This is a genomic window from Intrasporangium sp., assembly GCF_051961875.1.
Taxonomy (GTDB): Bacteria; Actinomycetota; Actinomycetes; order Actinomycetales; family Dermatophilaceae; genus Intrasporangium_A.
Genome location: NZ_JBQCCV010000254.1, coordinates 1 through 15,306 on the forward strand (window position 1 = coordinate 1; position 15,306 = coordinate 15,306).

The following is a 15,306-nucleotide window of genomic DNA, read 5'->3' on the forward strand; positions in this document are numbered from 1 at the left end:
CCCCTCCCCTGGGCGGCCGGCACGACCCCGCCGAACCGCGCGTGCTCGTCGACGCTGCTCGCCACCGCGTCGACGAGCAGGGTCTGCCCGCGCACGATGCCCACCCCCGTCTCGTCGCACGAGGTCTCGATGCCGAGCACGAGTGGTTCGTCAGCCATGGGCTCCTCCGATCAGCTTGCGCATGACAAGCGCGTCGACGCCGCCCGGCTGGTAGTACCGCCGCCGCACCGAGATGACCTCGAAACCGCCGCGCTCGTAGAGCGTTCGCGCGGCCACGTTGTCGGCGCGCACCTCCAGCAACAGCGACCGTATGCCGCTCTCCTCCGCCCGTCGGACCAGCTCGCCGAGCAGGTGGCGGCCAAGCCCCCTCCCCTGGGCGACCGGCACGACCGCGATCGTCATGACGTCTCCCGTCTCGCCGGCCCGGTCGAGGCCGGCGTAGCCGACGATCTGGTCCGTCTCGTCGACGGCGACGACGTAGTCGCGTCGGGGTCGGCCGGCCAGCTCGTGCCACCACGACTCGATCGACCAGGCGTCGTCGGCGAACAGCTCCCGCTCGAGGGCGGCGAGGGTCTCGAGGTCGGGCCACGCCAGATCGCGCAGGTGCACGCCCTCGCTCGCCGGCATGGAGTTCGCGGTCTGGGTCGCGTCGGAGAGGTGGCGGGTCGTCATCCGAGCGTGGACTTCGTCGGGGCGGCTGGGGAGACGTCGGGTCGGCGCAGGTAGAGCGGCTCGAGCCCGTCGAACTCCGTGCCGGCGGCCAGGCGGCGGACGGCCAGGTCGGCAAGCGCCCCGGCGGACACGTCGAGCAGCTGCCCCGAGCGGTTCGCTCCGTCCGCCCCGTCGGTTCCGTGCGGTCCCCGGAGTGCCTCCGGGTAGAGCAGCGGGCCACGGCCGACCGTGGGCATGGCGCGCCACTCGTCGGGCAGGCTCACGGCCTTGTCCACGACCGGCCCGGCCACCCGCGCGGCGGCGGCGTCGTCGAGGACGTAGCGAGCGGCATACACCTCCTTGCGGCGGGCATCCGTCGCGACGAGGAGCTCACCGCGGTGGCCGCCCAGCCAGGCGGCGTGCCCGAGCGCGTCGAGGCTGCAGAGGCCGCGCACCGGCAGGCCGAGCGCGAAGCCGAACGTGCGGCCGGTGACGATGCCAACCCGCAGCCCGGTGAAGGGGCCGGGCCCGATGCCGACCACGATGTCGGTCACGTCGTCGGGTCGAGCACCCGCCGCGCTGAGGGATCGTTCGATCCCGGGGGCGAGGTGCTCGGCATGGGCCCGTGCGTCGAGGGTGGTCTCCTCGGCGACGACCCGGTCGCCGTCGTGCAGGGCGACGGTGATGGCGGTCGTCGAGGTGTCGATGGCGAGCAGGAGCACCGGGTCAGGTTATCCGCTCGCCACGGGAGCGCCGGTGCGGGAGGTCAGGGCACCAGCAGGCTGTCGAGCACGCCGGTCCACCGCGGGCCGACCGCCATGAGGCGCGCCGTCCGCTCGGGCTCCCCCGTGAGGGAGATCTCGAGGCGTGCGTCCGACAGCTGTTCGGCGAGGCCGGCGCCCCACTCGACGATCGTGACGCTGTCGTCGAGGTCGGCGTCGAGGTCGAGGTCGTCGAGCTCGAGCTGGCTGCCGAGACGGTAGGCGTCGACGTGGACGAGGGCGGGGCCTCCGACGAGCGACGGGTGGATGCGGGAGATGACGAATGTCGGCGACGTGACCGGGCCGCGGACGCCCAGCCCCTCACCGATCCCCTGGGTGAGGGTCGTCTTGCCGGCGCCGAGGTCGCCGGTCAGCACCACGAGGTCGCCGGCGCGCAGCTGCTGCCCGAGCCGCCGGCCGAAGGCCTGGGTGTCCTCGGCGGTGGCCAGCCGGACCTCACGCTCCACGGCCGGCCCTCTGCTGGGCCGATCGAGTGCGGCGCGAGTGGCGGGTCGCGTGCACGCGCCGCTCCTTCGCCACATTCGTCACGGTGCGGCGGACCCGCGGCTGCTGGCTCACCTCGAGGTGCTCCGTCCTGGACCGCACGGCCCGCTCGATGAGCTGCGTCAGCTGGGCGTTGAGCAGGTCGGGGTGCTCGAGCATGATGACGTGACCGGCGTCGTTGACGAGGACGTGCTCGGCGCCGGGGATCCCCTCCACGATGAGGTCGCTGTGCTGGGGCGGGGTGAGGACGTCGTTCTTGCCATTGAACACGAGCACATGCGCCCCGCGGAGGTGCTTGAGCGCCGGTCGCATGTCGAAGTGGTCGAAGGTGACGAGGTAGTCGTTGATGACATCGAGCGGGGTGCCGAGCAGGATGTCGGCGGTGAACCGCACCAGCGAGGCCGCGACCGGGGAGGCGAAGGAGTTCTGGTCGACGAGGAACTCCTCCAGCGTCGCGCCGGAGCGGCGCACCCACGACCAGAGGTCGGGGCGCTCGCTGAGCGGCGTCAGCAGGGTGGGCCCGAGCCGCTCCAGCAGGAGCCGGCCGATCGTCGCGCTGCGGCCGCCGTTCGCGAGGGTGATGCCGCCGGGGCTCGTCGAGACGAAGGCGACACCGATGACCCGGTCGCGGACCAGCTCGGGGTTGAGCTCGCCCAGCGCCATGATCGTCATGCCGCCCATCGAGTGGCCGACCAGGACGAGGTCACCGGTGGGGGCGACCTCCTCGATGACCGTCTGGAGGTCGCGCGCGAGCCGCTCGATCACGTAGGCGTCCTTGTCGCCGCGACCCGACTTGCCGTGGCCGCGGTGGTCCCAGCTGACGACCCGGTACCCGGCCGCCGTGAGGGCACGGCGCTGGAACACCCAACAGCGCAGGCTGAGGCAGTAGCCGTGGGTCAGCACGATGGTCGGCAGCTCGTCGGCGCGCCCGTTCGGTGTGAGGCCACGCGCCGCCGCCTCCGCGGCGGCCGGGTCCGGCTCGTCGATCTCGACGTGGAGCGGCACGCCGTCGTCGGTGAGCACGACGCGCTCCTCGTCGGGGACGACCTCGTAGGTGTCCCGGGTGTCGAGCGCGAGCATCGCGGCTCGGTGCTTCGTCGCCCGGTCCGCGACGACACCTGCCGCGACGCCGGCCGCGACACCGACCAGCGCGGCCCCGACCCCGAAGACGGGGTTGCGCCGACGGTCGGGGCTCATCGGGGGTCGTCCTGACAGACGTTCACGTGGACGCGCGGCACGCGGGCACCGAGGCGGGTCACGATCTCGTAGCTGATCGTGTCGGTCACCTCGGCCCACTCCTGCGCGGTCGGCTCACCGGGGGCACCACCGAAGAGGGTCGCGACCTCGCCGGCGGCCGCAGTCGCGTCCGCACCGAGGTCGATGACGAACTGGTCCATGCAGACCCGACCGGCGACCCGCGTCCGGGTACCGCCCGCGACGACGGGGCCCACGTTGGTCGCGTTCCGGGGGATGCCGTCGGCGTAGCCGGCCGGGACGAGGCCCACGACGGTGTCGTGCTCTGGCGCGTAGAGGTGTCCATAGCTGATCCCCTGCCCAGCCGGGAGCCGTTTGACCAGGGCGAGGCGGGCCCGGAGCGACATGACGGGCCGTAGCCCGAAGTCGTCGTCGACCTGGGGCACCGGGCTGAGGCCGTAGAGCGCGATCCCGGGCCGGACGAGGTCCGCATGCGCGGAGGGATGCAGCAGGGTCGCGGCGGAGTTGGCGAGGTGGCGCAGCTCGACCCGGCACCCCTCGCGCTCGGCCTCGGCCGCGGCCTCGAACAGCCGCTCCTGCTGGGCCAGGACGGTCGGGTGGTTGGGCGCGTCGGCGTGGGCGAAGTGCGTCCAGACGCCGACGACGGTGATGACGCCCTCGGCCTCCAGGGGGCGGGCGTGCCGCACCAGCGTGGTCCAGTCCGCGCCGTAGGCACCGCCCCGGCCGAGGCCCGTGTCGACCTTGAGGTGGACCCGGGCGGTCCGGCCGGTCGCGCGGGCGGCGGCCGCGATCTCGTCGAGCGCCCACGGCGCCGAGGCCGACAGGTCGATGTCGCGGGAGATCGCGCCCGCGAAGTCGGCGCCCGGCACGGCGAGCCAGGTCAGCAGCCGCGTCGTGATGCCGGCGTCGCGCAGGACGAACGCCTCGGGCATCTGCGCGACGCCGAGCCAGGTCGCGCCGGACGCGACGGCCGTCCGCGCCACCGGGAGCAGCCCGTGACCGTAGGCGTCGGCCTTGACGACGGCCATCAGCTGCGCGCCGGGCGCGCGGTCGCGCAGCACGCGCACGTTGTGCGCGAGCGCGGCGTGGTCGATCTCGGCCCAGACGGGCAGCGCGTCGGGTATCTCCGTGGTCACGGCTGGCAGTGTCGCATGTCCGGCGGTCAGATCCCGCGCGCGAGCAGCTCCCGGACGGCAGACGGTATGGCGTGGGCCACCGCCAGGGCGCGCAACGGACCGCCCGCAGAGGCGCGCTCCGCAGCCAGGCCGTGGACCAGGGCTCCGAGCGACCCCGCGTCGAGGGCGTCGAGCCCGGCGGCGAGCAGGGTGCCGAGCACACCTGAGAGAACGTCCCCCGCACCGGCGGTCGCGAGCCAGGCCGGCGCGTCGGCCTGGGAGCGGACGGGGCCGTCAGCGGCGGCGACCAGGGTCGTCGACCCCTTGAGCAGGACGGTGGCGCCTGCCAGCCCCGCGATGCGCCGGACGGCGCCCACCGGGTCGGCCTCGACCTGCCCCCGGCTGACCTCCCCGGCCGCGCCGAGGCGGGTCAGCAGGCGCGCCGCCTCGCCGGCGTGCGGCGTCAGCAGGGTCGGAGCCGAGCGGGGCCCGTCGACGAGGTCGAGGCCGCCGGCGTCGACTACGACGGGCAGGGCCGACCCGAGCGCCTCGCGCGCGACGCGCAGCTGGTCCTCGCCGCTGCTCTCGACATCCATCCCGGAGCCGATGAGCCAGGCCTGCACCCGGCCCTCGCCGTGCACGGCCTCCGGGACGGCGGCCCGGATCAGCTGCGTCGGGTTCTCCGGCCCGACATATCGGACCATCCCGACGCCCGACTCCACGGCGGCCGTCACGGTGAGGATCGCGGCTCCCGTGTAGTGGTCGCCGCCCGCGACGACGCCGAGCACGCCCCGTGAGTACTTGTCGTCCGCCAGGCCCGGCACCGGCCAGAGCCGCGCCGCGTCGTCGAAGGTGAGCCGCTCGACCGCGGCCGGTTCTGTCGCCACGTCGAGCCCGATGTCGACGACGGTGAGGCGTCCCGTCGCCCCCTCGCCCGCCGGGAGCAGGTGCGCCGGCTTGGCGACGCCCATCGTCACCGTCTCGTCGGCCCAGACCACCTCGTCGGCGCGCTCGCGCCCCTCCGGGTCGAGGCCGCTCGCGACGTCCACCGCGATGACCCACGCGTCCTCGTCGATCGCCTGGACCAGCCGCGTCGCAGTGGGCCGCAGGCCCGGCTTGCCACCGATCCCGACCATTCCGTCGAGGACCAGGTCGGCTCCCGCCACGACACTGGCCGCCGCCTCGGAATCGTCCGCGGCCACGACGACGGTGACGCCGGACTCCTCCGCGGCAGCGAGGCCGCCGTGGTGAGCCGCGGACCGGCCCTTGTCGCTGACCAGCACGGCAGCGACCGGGAAGCCGGCGTCGGCAAGGAGGTGAGCGGCATACAGGGCGTCTCCCCCGTTGTCACCCGAGCCGACGAGCGCGACGACGGTGCGCCCGTGGTGCTCGTCGAGCCGGGCGGCGGCGACCTCCGCGAGGCCCTCGGAGGCGCGGCGCATGAGCGTGCCCTCGGGCAGGTCCGCCATGGCGGCCGCCTCGATGGCGCGGACGTCGGGGATGGACAGTGCCCGGATCATCAGGCCTCCGCAACGACGACGGCCGACGCGATGCCCGCATCGTGGGACAGGGACACGTGCAGCGAGCTGACCCCGAGGGCCTTGGCCCGCGCGGCCACCGTGCCGGCGACCTCGAGGGTCGGCTTGCCGACGTCGTTCGTGACGACCCAGGCGTCCGTCCAGGCCAGCCCGCCGGGAGCCCCCAGCGCCTTGGCCAGCGCCTCCTTCGCGGCGAACCGGGCCGCGAGCGAGGCGAGGCCCAGCTGGCCCTCCTCCGTGGTGAAGAGCCGGGTCCGCAGCGCCGGGGTCCGCTCGAGCGCGGCACGGAACCGCTCGATGTCGACGACGTCGATCCCGAGCCCGATGATCACCCGGCGGCCCCGCTCACTCGACGGTGACGGACTTGGCGAGGTTGCGCGGCTGGTCGACGTCGAGGCCCTTGGCCGTCGAGAGCCACAGGGCGAAGACCTGCAGCGGCACGACGGTCAGGAGCGGAGCGAGCAGCGGCGCCGTCGCGGGCACGCGGATCACCTGGTCGGAGAACGGCACGACGTCCTCGTCGCCGTCCTCGGCGATGACGAGGGTGCGGGCGCCGCGAGCGCGGATCTCCTGGATGTTGGAGACGACCTTGCCGTGCAGGCCGTGCTCGCTCGACGGCGACGGGACGACGACGAAGACCGGCTGCCCGGGCTCGATGAGTGCGATGGGGCCGTGCTTGAGCTCGCCGGCGGCGAAGCCCTCGGCGTGGATGTAGGCGAGCTCCTTGAGCTTGAGCGCACCCTCGAGCGCCACCGGGTAGCCGACGTGCCGGCCGAGGAAGAGGACCGCGCGGCTGTCGGCCATGTACCCGGCGATCTCCTTGACCCGGCCCATCCGCGACAGGACCGTCTCGATCTTGTCCGGCACCTGGGCCAGCTCCTTGAGGACGGCCTTGATGTCGTCGACGTAGGTGCCGCCCCGCAGCTGCGCGAGGTAGAGGCCCAGGATGTAGCTCGCGGTGATCTGGGCGAGGAACGCCTTCGTCGAGGCGACGGCGATCTCCGGGCCGGCATGCGTGTAGAGCACGGCGTCGGACTCGCGCGGGATCGTCGAGCCGTGCGTGTTGCAGATGGAGATCGTCAGCGCGCCGAGCTCGCGGGCGTGCTTGACCGCCATGAGCGTGTCCATCGTCTCGCCGGACTGGCTGATCGACACGACGAGGGTGCGCTCGTCGACGATCGGGTCGCAGTAGCGGAACTCGTGTGCGAGGGCGACCTCGACGGGGATCCGGGTCCACCGCTCGATGGCGTACTTCGCGACCATGCCGGCGTAGGCCGCCGTCCCGCACGCGACGATGGTGATCCGGTCGATCTCGCGCAGCTGCTCCTCCGGGATCCGCAGCTCGTCGAGGGTGAGCCGGCCCTCCTCGTCGGTGCGGCCGAGCAGGGTGTCCCGTACGGCGTGCGGCTGCTCGTGGATCTCCTTCTCCATGAAGGTCGCGAAGCCGCCCTTCTCCGCGGCGGCGGCGTCCCAGGTCACCTCGTAGGCCTTGCCGTCGGCGGGCGTGCCGTCGAAGTTGATGACCGTCGCGCCGTCCGGGGTGATCGTCACGATCTGGTCCTGGGCGAGCTCGAGGGCGTGCCGGGTGTGGCCGATGAAGGCGGCGACGTCGGAGCCGAGGTAGTTGGCGTCCTCGCCGAGGCCGACGACGAGCGGGCTGTTACGGCGCGCGCCGACGACGGCGTCGGGGTGGTCGGCGTGGACGGCGAGGAGCGTGAAGGCGCCCTCGAGCCGGGCGACAACGGCGCGCATCGCCTCGGTCAGGTCCGACGTCGTCTCGTAGGCGGCGGCGAGCAGGTGGGCGACGACCTCGGTGTCCGTCTCGCTGCTGAAGACGACGCCCTGCTCGAGCAGCCCGCTCTTGAGGGAGTGGAAGTTCTCGATGATGCCGTTGTGGATCAGCGCGAGCTTGCCGTCCGTGCCGCCCCGGTGCGGGTGCGCGTTGCCGTCGGTCGGGCCGCCGTGGGTGGCCCAGCGGGTGTGCCCGATCCCGGTGCGCGAGGGCGGCAGCGGGTGCTCATCCAGCTCGTGGCGCAGGTTCGCCAGCTTGCCCGACTTCTTCCGGGTCTCGACGTGGTCGCCCGTGACGAGTGCCACCCCGGCCGAGTCGTAGCCCCGGTACTCGAGGCGCGAGAGCCCCTCCATGACGACGTCGAGCGCCGTTCCGTCGGCGACACGACCCACGTACCCCACGATTCCACACATGGGCTCAAGCCTAGGGGACGGGCGAGGCTGCCCCGCCACGTGCACGAGGGAGCCGTATGCCGCCCCGCCGGCGGAGCGGCATACCGCGGCGACCCGATGTGACCGGCGCCACCGCCGCGTTCGCGGCCCCGTCCGCAACAATGCTCCCGTGCCCTCGGAAGCCAACGGAGCGAACGGCTCCATCCCGTCGCTCTACGTCGAGCTCGACCGCGCCGCGTGGTCGAGGCTGCGGGAGAACCACCCCCTCAGCCTCGACGCCACCGACCTCGCCCGGCTGCAGGGCCTCGGTGACCGGGTCGACCTGCGGGAGGTCGAGGAGGTCTACCTGCCGCTCTCCCGGCTGCTCCTCTTCTATGTCGCGGGCACCAAGCAGCTGCACCAGGTGACCACAGACTTCCTCGGCGAGCGGCCGGCGAAGACCCCCTTCGTGGTCGGCGTCGCCGGGTCGGTCGCGGTCGGCAAGTCGACCACGGCGAGGATCCTGCGCGAGCTGATGGCTCGCTGGCCCGACACCCCGCGGGTCGAGCTGGTCACGACCGACGGCTTCCTGCTGCCCAACGCCGAGCTCGAGCGGCGCGGGCTGATGCAGCGCAAGGGGTTCCCGGAGTCCTACGACCGGCGGGCGCTGCTCCGGTTCGTCGCGGAGGTCAAGGCCGGCAAGGCGGAGGTCTGCGCACCCGTCTACTCGCACCTGACCTACGACATCGTGCCGGGCGAGCGGACCGTCGTGCGGCAGCCCGACGTGCTCATCGTCGAGGGCCTCAACGTCCTGCAGGCGCCGATGGTCCACCCGGTGCGCGGCACGGGGATGGCGGTCAGCGACTTCTTTGACTTCTCCGTCTATGTCGATGCGTGGGTCGACGACGTGCGCAAGTGGTACGTGGGCCGGTTCCTCCGGCTCCGGGAGACCGCCTTCTCCGACCCCAACTCGTACTTCCACCGCTACGCGGCCCTCTCCGACGAGGAGGCCGTCGAGACGGCGAACCGGATCTGGCGGGAGATCAACGGGCCGAACCTCGTCGAGAACATCCTGCCGACCCGCTCCCGAGCCACCCTGGTCCTGTCGAAGGACCGGGACCACTCCGTGCGGAGGGTCCGCCTCCGCAAGATCTAGGTCCGCCTCCGCAGGATCTAGGTCCGCAGACCTGGGTCGTGGCTCAGTACCAGTGCGGGCTCTTCGAGAGCCAGAACGACCAGGCGTTGCACGGGTTGCCGTAGGACTGCTCGATGTACCAGAGGCCCCAGCGCATCTGGGTGACCGGGTTGGTCTGCCAGTCGTTGCCGAACTTGGCCATCTTGTTGCCCGGCAGGGACTGCGGGATGCCGTAGGCGCCAGAGCTCTGGTTCGTCGCGGTGAAGCGCCAGGCGCTCTCGCCGTTCCAGAGGTTGACGAGGCAGTTGTACTGGGCGTCGCTCGTCCAGCCGTGGTCCGCCATGAGGACGCGGGCCGCCGCGCGCGGGTTGTCCCGGGCCGCGGCGATGGCCTGCACCCGCGCCGCCTCGGCGGCCTGGCGCTTCTGCTGCTCGGCGAGGGCCTGTGCCTGCTTCTCCGCCTCGATCTTGGCCTTCGCCTCGACCTGCTGGGCCGTGGCGACCCCGGCCGCGGCGATCGCGGTGCGCCGCTCGTTGCGGGAGACGGAGGCGGCCGCGCGATATGCGGTGTCGACGACCGACGTGCGGGCCAGCTCCTCGGTCTGGGCGGCGAGGCCGTCACCGACGACGAAGGCTGCCTCCCCGGAGCCCAACCCAGTGGCGGCGGCATACCCGATGGCGGTGAGGCCCAGCCCCAGCGCGAGGCCGGCCGCGACGACGGGCCGGGCGACGCGCCGCTTCGGTGGTGCCTGGTGCCGGTGGGCGCGAGCAGCCTCCGGCGCCGGCGCTGCGGGTGAGCGGTGCCGTCCTGCGTATCGGGTCATGGGTCGGTTGGTGCCTTCCTCGGGACCCGCCGGTCACGCGGGTCCCCTGACGGTCAGGGACGTCTTGGCACGAACGGACGAACAAACCCGCTGTTACCAAGTCGAGACATTTCGGTCACCCACCGTGCCAGCGATCGGCCCGATTCGCAAACCGAGCCACCTCGCCGACCGCCGGCACGGTGCGGCGACTCAGGCCTCGATGCCCTCCAGCAGGTCGGTCACGAGCGCCGCGATCGGGCTCCGCTCGCTGCGTGTCAGGGTGACGTGGGCGAAGAGCGGATGCCCCTTCAGCTTCTCGATGACGGCGGCCACCCCGTCGTGCCGCCCGACCCGCAGGTTGTCGCGCTGCGCGACGTCGTGGGTGAGCACGACCTTGGAGTTCTGGCCGATCCGGGACAGGACGGTGAGCAGCACGTTGCGCTCGAGCGACTGGGCCTCGTCGACGATCACGAAGGTGTCGTGCAGGGAGCGGCCCCGGATGTGCGTGAGCGGCAGCACCTCGAGCTGGCCCCGAGCCATGACCTCCTCGACGACCTCCTGGGAGACGAGCGCCCCGAGCGTGTCGAAGACCGCCTGGCCCCACGGGTTCATCTTCTCCTGCTCCGTGCCGGGCAGGTAGCCGAGCTCCTGCCCTCCGACGGCGAAGATCGGGCGGAAGACGACGACCTTGCGGTGCACCCGCCGCTCCATGACCGTCTCGAGCCCGGCGCACAGGGCGAGCGCCGACTTGCCGGTGCCGGCCCGCCCGCCGAGCGAGACGATGCCGACGTCGGGGTCGAGGAGCAGGTCGAGGGCGATCCGCTGCTCTGCGCTGCGGCCGTGCAGCCCGAAGGCGTCACGGTCGCCCCGGACGAGGCGCAGCTTCTTGTCGGCGCCGACCCGGCCGAGCCCGCTCCCCCGTGGCGAGAGCAGCACGACGCCGGTGTGGCAGGGCAGCTCGGCCGCGCCCGGGTGCTCGAGGCGCCCGGCCTCGTAGAGGTGGTCGAGCTCGTCGACGGTCGCCTCGAGCTCGGTCATGCCGGTCCAACCCGTGTCGACGCCCTGCTCGGCCCGGTACTCCTCGGCCTCGAGCCCGCAGGCCGATGCCTTGACGCGCATCGGCAGGTCCTTGGAGACGATCGTGACATCGGCGCCCTCGTTGGCGAGGTTCCTGGCCACCGCAAGGATCCTGGTGTCGTTGTCGCCGAGCCGGAACCCCGCGGGCAGCGAGGTCGGGTCGGTGTGGTTGAGCTCGACTCGCACGGTGCCGCCCACGTCGCCGACCGCGACCGGGCGGTCGAGCCGGCCCGCACTGACCCGGAGGTCGTCGAGCAGCCGCAGCGCCTGCCGGGCGAAGTAGCCCAACTCCGGATGGTGCCGCTTGCCCTCGAGCTCGGTCACGACGACGACCGGCAGAACCACTTCGTGCTCGGCGAAGCGGAGCATCGCCCGCGGGTCGGACAACAGGACGGACGTGTCGAGGACGTACGTCTTGCGTGGCTCCGGCGCGCTCCTGCTCGCTCGGCGACGCGGCGCTGCGGTGGTCTCGGTGCTGGGGCTCTTGGCCATTCCCACTCCCTGACGGCGCGCGCGTCGCACGCGCCTACTCGCTCCCGAGCCGGGCGGCCACCGGACGGTGCGGCCGGACCCGGCCCTCCCGTCGAAGCGTGTGCTCCATGAGTGGGCCTCCTGGCGGCGGCGGGCGGATGCCCTCCGCTGTCTTCGACGGTACGACTCCTCGCCGGGTTCGTCGCGCAGGGACGCGCCGTGTCGCCCGTTGTCCCCCAATGTTCACGTATGCCGCCGGGCCGGCTCGGTCCGGACGGCCCGCTCCAGCCCCGGTGGGGGCGCCGGGTCGCCCTCAGGTGCCGAAACGGCGGTGGCGCCCGGCGTAGGCGCGCAGGGCCCGAAGGAAGTCGACGTGCCGGAAGTCGGGCCAGTAGGCCTCGCAGAAGTAGAACTCCGACTTGGCGCTCTGCCAGAGCAGGAACCCGCCCAGGCGCTGCTCGCCGGAGGTGCGGATGACGAGGTCGGGATCGGGCTGGCCCTTGGTGTAGAGGTGCTCGGCGATGTCCTCGACCGTCAGGTCCTCGGCGATCTCCTCGATGCTCTGGCCGTGGGCCGCGCGGGCTCGGAGCATGGCTCGGACCGCATCGGCGATCTCGCGACGGCCGCCGTAGGCGACCGCGGCGTTGACCGTCATCCCCGTCACGTCTGCGGTCCGCTGGGCGGACTCGCGCAGGCTCCGCGCGACCTCTCGGGGGAGCAGGTCGGGCGCGCCGACGAGCTTGACGTGCCAGTGGCCCGTGTCGGCGAGGTCCGAGACGGCGTTGACGATGATCTGAAGCAGCGGAGTCAGCTCGTCCGCCGAGCGGTTCAGGTTGTCAGTGGACAGGAGCCACAGGGTGACGTACTCGACGCCCGCCTGCTCGCACCACGTGAGCAGGTCCTGGATCTTGTCGGCGCCCGCCTGGTGGCCCGTGGCCGTCCCCTCGCCCCGGGCCCTCGCCCAGCGCCGGTTGCCGTCGAGCATCACCGCGACGTGCCGGGGCATCGACTCGCGGGGCAGCTCCCTGGCGACCCGCCGCTCGTATGCGCCGTAGACCATGTCGCGCCAGCCCACCGACAACCTCCTCGGGCTCCCTCGCGACCTCACGACGGGGCCGCGCGGTAGCCAACCTACCTCCCGCGGGCAGCGTGCCGGCGGGACACTCGGGACCCAGAGGCGAGTCCGCTCAGCATCTTCACGAGGCGAGCGCCACACGGACACATTCGTGTCTACGGGACCGTAACCTACGGGACCGTAAGTTACCCTTGGCCCCATGCAGGAGCAGAACGCTACCGACGGCCCCGTCGCGGCCGTCAAGGACCTCGTCGCCACCGTCAAGCCTCGACTGCGGGGATGGCTGCACCTCGGGATGTTCCCCTGCGCCCTCATCGGTGGGGTCGTCCTGACGGTGCTCGCCGACCCCGGCGTCGTGCGCACGTCGGCCCTCGTCTTCACGGTCACGGCGGCGCTGCTCTTCGGCGTCTCCGCGGTCTACCACCGCGGCACCTGGGGACCGCGGATGGGCGGCCTGCTCAAGCGGCTCGACCACTCGAACATCTACCTCATCATCGCCGGCACCTACACGCCGTTCGCGGTGACGCTCCTGCCCTGGGACCAGGCGCGCACCCTTCTCGCGCTCATCTGGGGTGGCGCCGTCGCCGGCGTCATCTTCCGCGTCGTGTGGGTGCGGGCCCCGCGCTGGCTCTACACGGGGCTCTACCTCGCTCTCGGCTGGATGGCGATCTTCTACGTCGTGCCGTTCTGGCGCAGCGGAGGCGTCCTCATCGGCACGCTCATCGCGCTCGGCGGGCTGCTCTACACGGCCGGCGGGGTCATCTACGCGACGAAGCGGCCCAACCCGTCACCGCGCTGGTTCGGCTTCCACGAGGTGTTCCACGCCTTCACCCTCGCCGCGTTCGCGTCGCACTTCGCTGCCGTCGCGCTCGCCGTGGCGGCGAACCCGGTCGCCAGCTGAGAGGGTCTGCCGCCACGCCTGCTGGGCGCGCGAGGTGCCCTCGGCGCCGGGCCGCGGTGGGCGGCATAGGAGACGGCCGCGGTGAGCGGCGTACGAGACCGGAGCCTGCGAGAGCGGGTCAGGCCCGCGGCGCCGGGCCCCGCCCGTCGGGGCTCGACCCGTCGACCGGGCCGTTGATGGGGCTATGGGGCTCGGTGGGGGCGTCTCTTCCCTCGCCCGAGGTGAACCCATCGGGCTGCGCCTGCTTCTGGTGCTCCTGCCGCTCGTGCTCGACCCGGTCCCGCTCGCGGTAGGCCATCCGCCGCAACCTGGCGTTCATGTTGCGCAAGAGGAACCAGAGCGCCAGTGCCAGCAGGAACACCGCGATGAATCCGGCGATCCCAGGACCGACCGGGAGGTTGTCGCTGCCGCCCATCAGGCTGTCTCCTCGATGTCGTCGGGCACGCGCCCGTCGTAGGCGATGGTGAGGTCTGCGGAGGTCGCCAGAGCGTCCGCTTCCTCAGGGGTGCCGAGGCCGGCGAAGAGGTCGTCCTCGACGGCATGGATCGGCACGTAGGACAGCGCCGCCTCGAAGTCCTCGTGCGGCCAGACCTGCCGCTGCAGCCAGACCGGCACCCGGAACCAGAACCCGTCCGGGTCGACCTGGGTTGCGTGGGCTAGCAGCGCCCGGTCCCGGGTCTCGAAGTACTCGCCGCACTCGATCTGGGTCGTGATCTGGCCGCCGCTGCGACGGGGCTTCCAGTTGGCGAGCCAGTCGGTGTAGGGGCTCTCGAGGCCCTCGGCGACCATCGCGTCGTGGACCGCGGTCAGCCGCTCGAGGCTGTGCCCGCTGTTGTAGTAGATTTTGAGCGGCTGCCACGGCTGCCCGGCGTCCGGGAAACGGTCCGGGTCGCCGGCCGCCTCGAAGGCCGACATCGACACCCGGTGGCACATGATGTGGTCGGGGTGCGGGTAGCCGCCCTTCTCGTCGTAGGTCGTCATGACGTGCGGACGGAACTCGCGGATGACGCGGACGAGCGCCTCGGTCGTCACCTCGAGGTCCTCGAGCCCGAAGCAGCCCTCCGGCAGCGGCGGCAGCGGGTCGCCCTCGGGCAGCCCCGAGTCGACGAAGCCGAGCCAGGTGTGCTCGCAGCCGAGGATCTCCTGCGCGGCCTTCATCTCCCGGCGCCGGTAGGCCACGATGTCGCGCTCGATCTCCGGGTTGCCCTTGAGCTTCTCGTTGAGGATGTCGCCGCGCTCGCCCCCGGTGCACGAGACGACCATGACGGTGTTGCCCTCGGCGACATACTTCGCCGTCGTGGCCGAGCCCTTGCTCGACTCGTCGTCGGGGTGCGCGTGGACCGCCATCAACCGCATGCCTCGGGACAACATCGCTCCTCACGTCTGGGTGTCGGTGGGGATCCGGCGGCCGCGGGGCCGGCCGGTTTCGAGCCTCGTCCACCGGTGGGACAGACTGGGACCCGTCCGCCATCCTCTCATCTACCCGACGTCCCCGACGTCGGCCCCACGGAGCTGCGAATGTCCCTGCCCAGGCCGGCACCCGGCACGCTCAAGTGGTGGATCATCGGCACGATCGGCATCGGTGGCGGGATCGCGATCGCGATCTGGTTCGGGCTCTCGGCCTCCCTGGGGGTGCCGACGTGGGAGACGCTGTCCTCGAAGATCGTCGACGACCAGACGGTGACGGTGAAGTTCCAGGTCACCCGGCCCTCCGGGCAGCCGATCACGTGCCAGGTACGCGCACTCGCGAAGGACTTCTCGACGGTCGGCAGCACCGAGGTCAAGGTGCCGCAGGCGGGCGGCGACACCTCTGAGGAGAGCGTCACGTTCCGGACGACGACGCGTGCCGTCGCGGGCGAGGTCCGCACCTGCGCCCTGCCCTGAACCCGCTCGGGTCA

The 15,306-nt window shown here is 72.4% G+C and carries 16 protein-coding genes and 1 pseudogene; 3 read left to right on the plus strand and 14 right to left on the minus strand.

Annotated features, from left to right (window positions below; translation table 11 throughout):
- The 9 genes and pseudogenes from ACTHJJ_RS15320 to glmS all read right to left on the minus strand — a co-directional run.
- Window positions 1-158: pseudogene (locus tag ACTHJJ_RS15320) on the minus strand (tRNA (adenosine(37)-N6)-threonylcarbamoyltransferase complex transferase subunit TsaD); the annotation flags it as partial.
- Entirely contained in the window at window positions 151-672 is a 522-nt protein-coding gene (gene rimI / locus ACTHJJ_RS15325) for a ribosomal protein S18-alanine N-acetyltransferase (protein ID WP_440303807.1), read from the minus strand. The gene rimI and the pseudogene ACTHJJ_RS15320, both read right to left, overlap by 8 nt.
- Window positions 669-1,373, minus strand: coding sequence for a tRNA (adenosine(37)-N6)-threonylcarbamoyltransferase complex dimerization subunit type 1 TsaB (gene tsaB / locus ACTHJJ_RS15330; protein ID WP_440303808.1), 705 nt, complete (start codon window positions 1,371-1,373; stop codon window positions 669-671). Before tsaB ends, rimI begins: the two co-directional genes overlap by 4 nt.
- 44 nt (window positions 1,374-1,417) lie before the next feature.
- Window positions 1,418-1,879: a tRNA (adenosine(37)-N6)-threonylcarbamoyltransferase complex ATPase subunit type 1 TsaE gene (tsaE, locus tag ACTHJJ_RS15335; RefSeq protein WP_440303809.1), complete on the minus strand. Its 462-nt coding sequence runs from the start codon at window positions 1,877-1,879 to the stop codon at window positions 1,418-1,420.
- Entirely contained in the window at window positions 1,869-3,113 is a 1,245-nt protein-coding gene (locus tag ACTHJJ_RS15340) for an alpha/beta fold hydrolase (RefSeq protein WP_440303810.1), read from the minus strand. Before ACTHJJ_RS15340 ends, tsaE begins: the two co-directional genes overlap by 11 nt.
- A complete protein-coding gene (alr, locus tag ACTHJJ_RS15345; protein WP_440303811.1) occupies window positions 3,110-4,267 on the minus strand; it encodes an alanine racemase in 1,158 nt (385 codons plus the stop codon). Before alr ends, ACTHJJ_RS15340 begins: the two co-directional genes overlap by 4 nt.
- 26 nt (window positions 4,268-4,293) lie before the next feature.
- Complete coding sequence (locus ACTHJJ_RS15350) at window positions 4,294-5,766, minus strand: bifunctional ADP-dependent NAD(P)H-hydrate dehydratase/NAD(P)H-hydrate epimerase (protein WP_440303812.1); 1,473 nt, start codon at window positions 5,764-5,766, stop codon at window positions 4,294-4,296.
- The gene (locus ACTHJJ_RS15355) at window positions 5,766-6,116 is read right to left on the minus strand and encodes a holo-ACP synthase (protein WP_440303813.1); all 351 of its coding nucleotides are present in this window, start codon (window positions 6,114-6,116) and stop codon (window positions 5,766-5,768) included. Before ACTHJJ_RS15355 ends, ACTHJJ_RS15350 begins: the two co-directional genes overlap by 1 nt.
- 13 nt (window positions 6,117-6,129) lie before the next feature.
- Window positions 6,130-7,989, minus strand: a complete 1,860-nt coding sequence (gene glmS / locus ACTHJJ_RS15360) for a glutamine--fructose-6-phosphate transaminase (isomerizing) (RefSeq protein WP_440303814.1) — start codon at window positions 7,987-7,989, stop codon at window positions 6,130-6,132.
- A 148-nt stretch (window positions 7,990-8,137) separates the two neighbouring features.
- On the opposite strand from glmS, the gene coaA reads away from it, so the two are divergent.
- The gene (gene coaA, locus ACTHJJ_RS15365; protein WP_440303815.1) at window positions 8,138-9,103 is read left to right on the plus strand and encodes a type I pantothenate kinase; all 966 of its coding nucleotides are present in this window, start codon (window positions 8,138-8,140) and stop codon (window positions 9,101-9,103) included.
- Between the two features lie 43 nt (window positions 9,104-9,146).
- Here coaA and ACTHJJ_RS15370 read toward each other — a convergent pair whose 3' ends face one another.
- From ACTHJJ_RS15370 to ACTHJJ_RS15380, 3 genes are all read right to left on the minus strand, one after another.
- Window positions 9,147-9,905 (minus strand): lytic transglycosylase domain-containing protein, encoded by a 759-nt coding sequence (locus ACTHJJ_RS15370; RefSeq protein ID WP_440303816.1) that lies wholly within the window; start codon window positions 9,903-9,905, stop codon window positions 9,147-9,149.
- 189 nt (window positions 9,906-10,094) lie between these two features.
- Entirely contained in the window at window positions 10,095-11,330 is a 1,236-nt protein-coding gene (locus ACTHJJ_RS15375; protein WP_440303839.1) for a PhoH family protein, read from the minus strand.
- A gap of 415 nt (window positions 11,331-11,745) precedes the next feature.
- Window positions 11,746-12,492, minus strand: coding sequence for an isoprenyl transferase (locus tag ACTHJJ_RS15380; protein WP_440303840.1), 747 nt, complete (start codon window positions 12,490-12,492; stop codon window positions 11,746-11,748).
- 214 nt (window positions 12,493-12,706) lie between these two features.
- Here ACTHJJ_RS15380 and trhA point away from each other — a divergent pair, with 214 nt between their 5' ends.
- Window positions 12,707-13,408, plus strand: a complete 702-nt coding sequence (gene trhA, locus ACTHJJ_RS15385) for a PAQR family membrane homeostasis protein TrhA (RefSeq protein WP_440303817.1) — start codon at window positions 12,707-12,709, stop codon at window positions 13,406-13,408.
- A 118-nt stretch (window positions 13,409-13,526) separates the two neighbouring features.
- On the opposite strand, the gene ACTHJJ_RS15390 is transcribed toward trhA, so the two are convergent.
- The gene (locus tag ACTHJJ_RS15390; protein WP_440303818.1) at window positions 13,527-13,823 is read right to left on the minus strand and encodes a hypothetical protein; all 297 of its coding nucleotides are present in this window, start codon (window positions 13,821-13,823) and stop codon (window positions 13,527-13,529) included.
- Window positions 13,823-14,776 carry a mycothiol conjugate amidase Mca gene (mca, locus tag ACTHJJ_RS15395; RefSeq protein ID WP_440303819.1) on the minus strand — a complete coding sequence of 318 codons (954 nt, stop codon included), beginning with the start codon at window positions 14,774-14,776 and terminating at the stop codon, window positions 13,823-13,825. The genes ACTHJJ_RS15390 and mca overlap by 1 nt, the downstream gene beginning before the upstream one ends.
- A 150-nt stretch (window positions 14,777-14,926) precedes the next feature.
- Here mca and ACTHJJ_RS15400 point away from each other — a divergent pair, with 150 nt between their 5' ends.
- A complete protein-coding gene (locus tag ACTHJJ_RS15400) occupies window positions 14,927-15,292 on the plus strand; it encodes a DUF4307 domain-containing protein (protein ID WP_440303820.1) in 366 nt (121 codons plus the stop codon).
- Window positions 15,293-15,306 lie beyond the last annotated feature (14 nt).

Coding starts and splice junctions, on each gene's coding strand:
- ACTHJJ_RS15390 (WP_440303818.1), bottom strand. CDS start 13,823: ATGGGCGGCAGCGACAACCTCCCGGTCGGTCCTGGGATCGCCGGATTC.
- ACTHJJ_RS15350 (WP_440303812.1), bottom strand. CDS start 5,766: ATGATCCGGGCACTGTCCATCCCCGACGTCCGCGCCATCGAGGCGGCC.
- ACTHJJ_RS15370 (WP_440303816.1), bottom strand. CDS start 9,905: ATGACCCGATACGCAGGACGGCACCGCTCACCCGCAGCGCCGGCGCCG.
- ACTHJJ_RS15400 (WP_440303820.1), top strand. CDS start 14,927: ATGTCCCTGCCCAGGCCGGCACCCGGCACGCTCAAGTGGTGGATCATC.
- rimI (WP_440303807.1), bottom strand. CDS start 672: ATGACGACCCGCCACCTCTCCGACGCGACCCAGACCGCGAACTCCATG.
- glmS (WP_440303814.1), bottom strand. CDS start 7,989: ATGTGTGGAATCGTGGGGTACGTGGGTCGTGTCGCCGACGGAACGGCG.
- ACTHJJ_RS15380 (WP_440303840.1), bottom strand. CDS start 12,492: ATGGTCTACGGCGCATACGAGCGGCGGGTCGCCAGGGAGCTGCCCCGC.
- ACTHJJ_RS15340 (WP_440303810.1), bottom strand. CDS start 3,113: ATGAGCCCCGACCGTCGGCGCAACCCCGTCTTCGGGGTCGGGGCCGCG.
- ACTHJJ_RS15375 (WP_440303839.1), bottom strand. CDS start 11,330: ATGCTCCGCTTCGCCGAGCACGAAGTGGTTCTGCCGGTCGTCGTCGTG.
- trhA (WP_440303817.1), top strand. CDS start 12,707: ATGCAGGAGCAGAACGCTACCGACGGCCCCGTCGCGGCCGTCAAGGAC.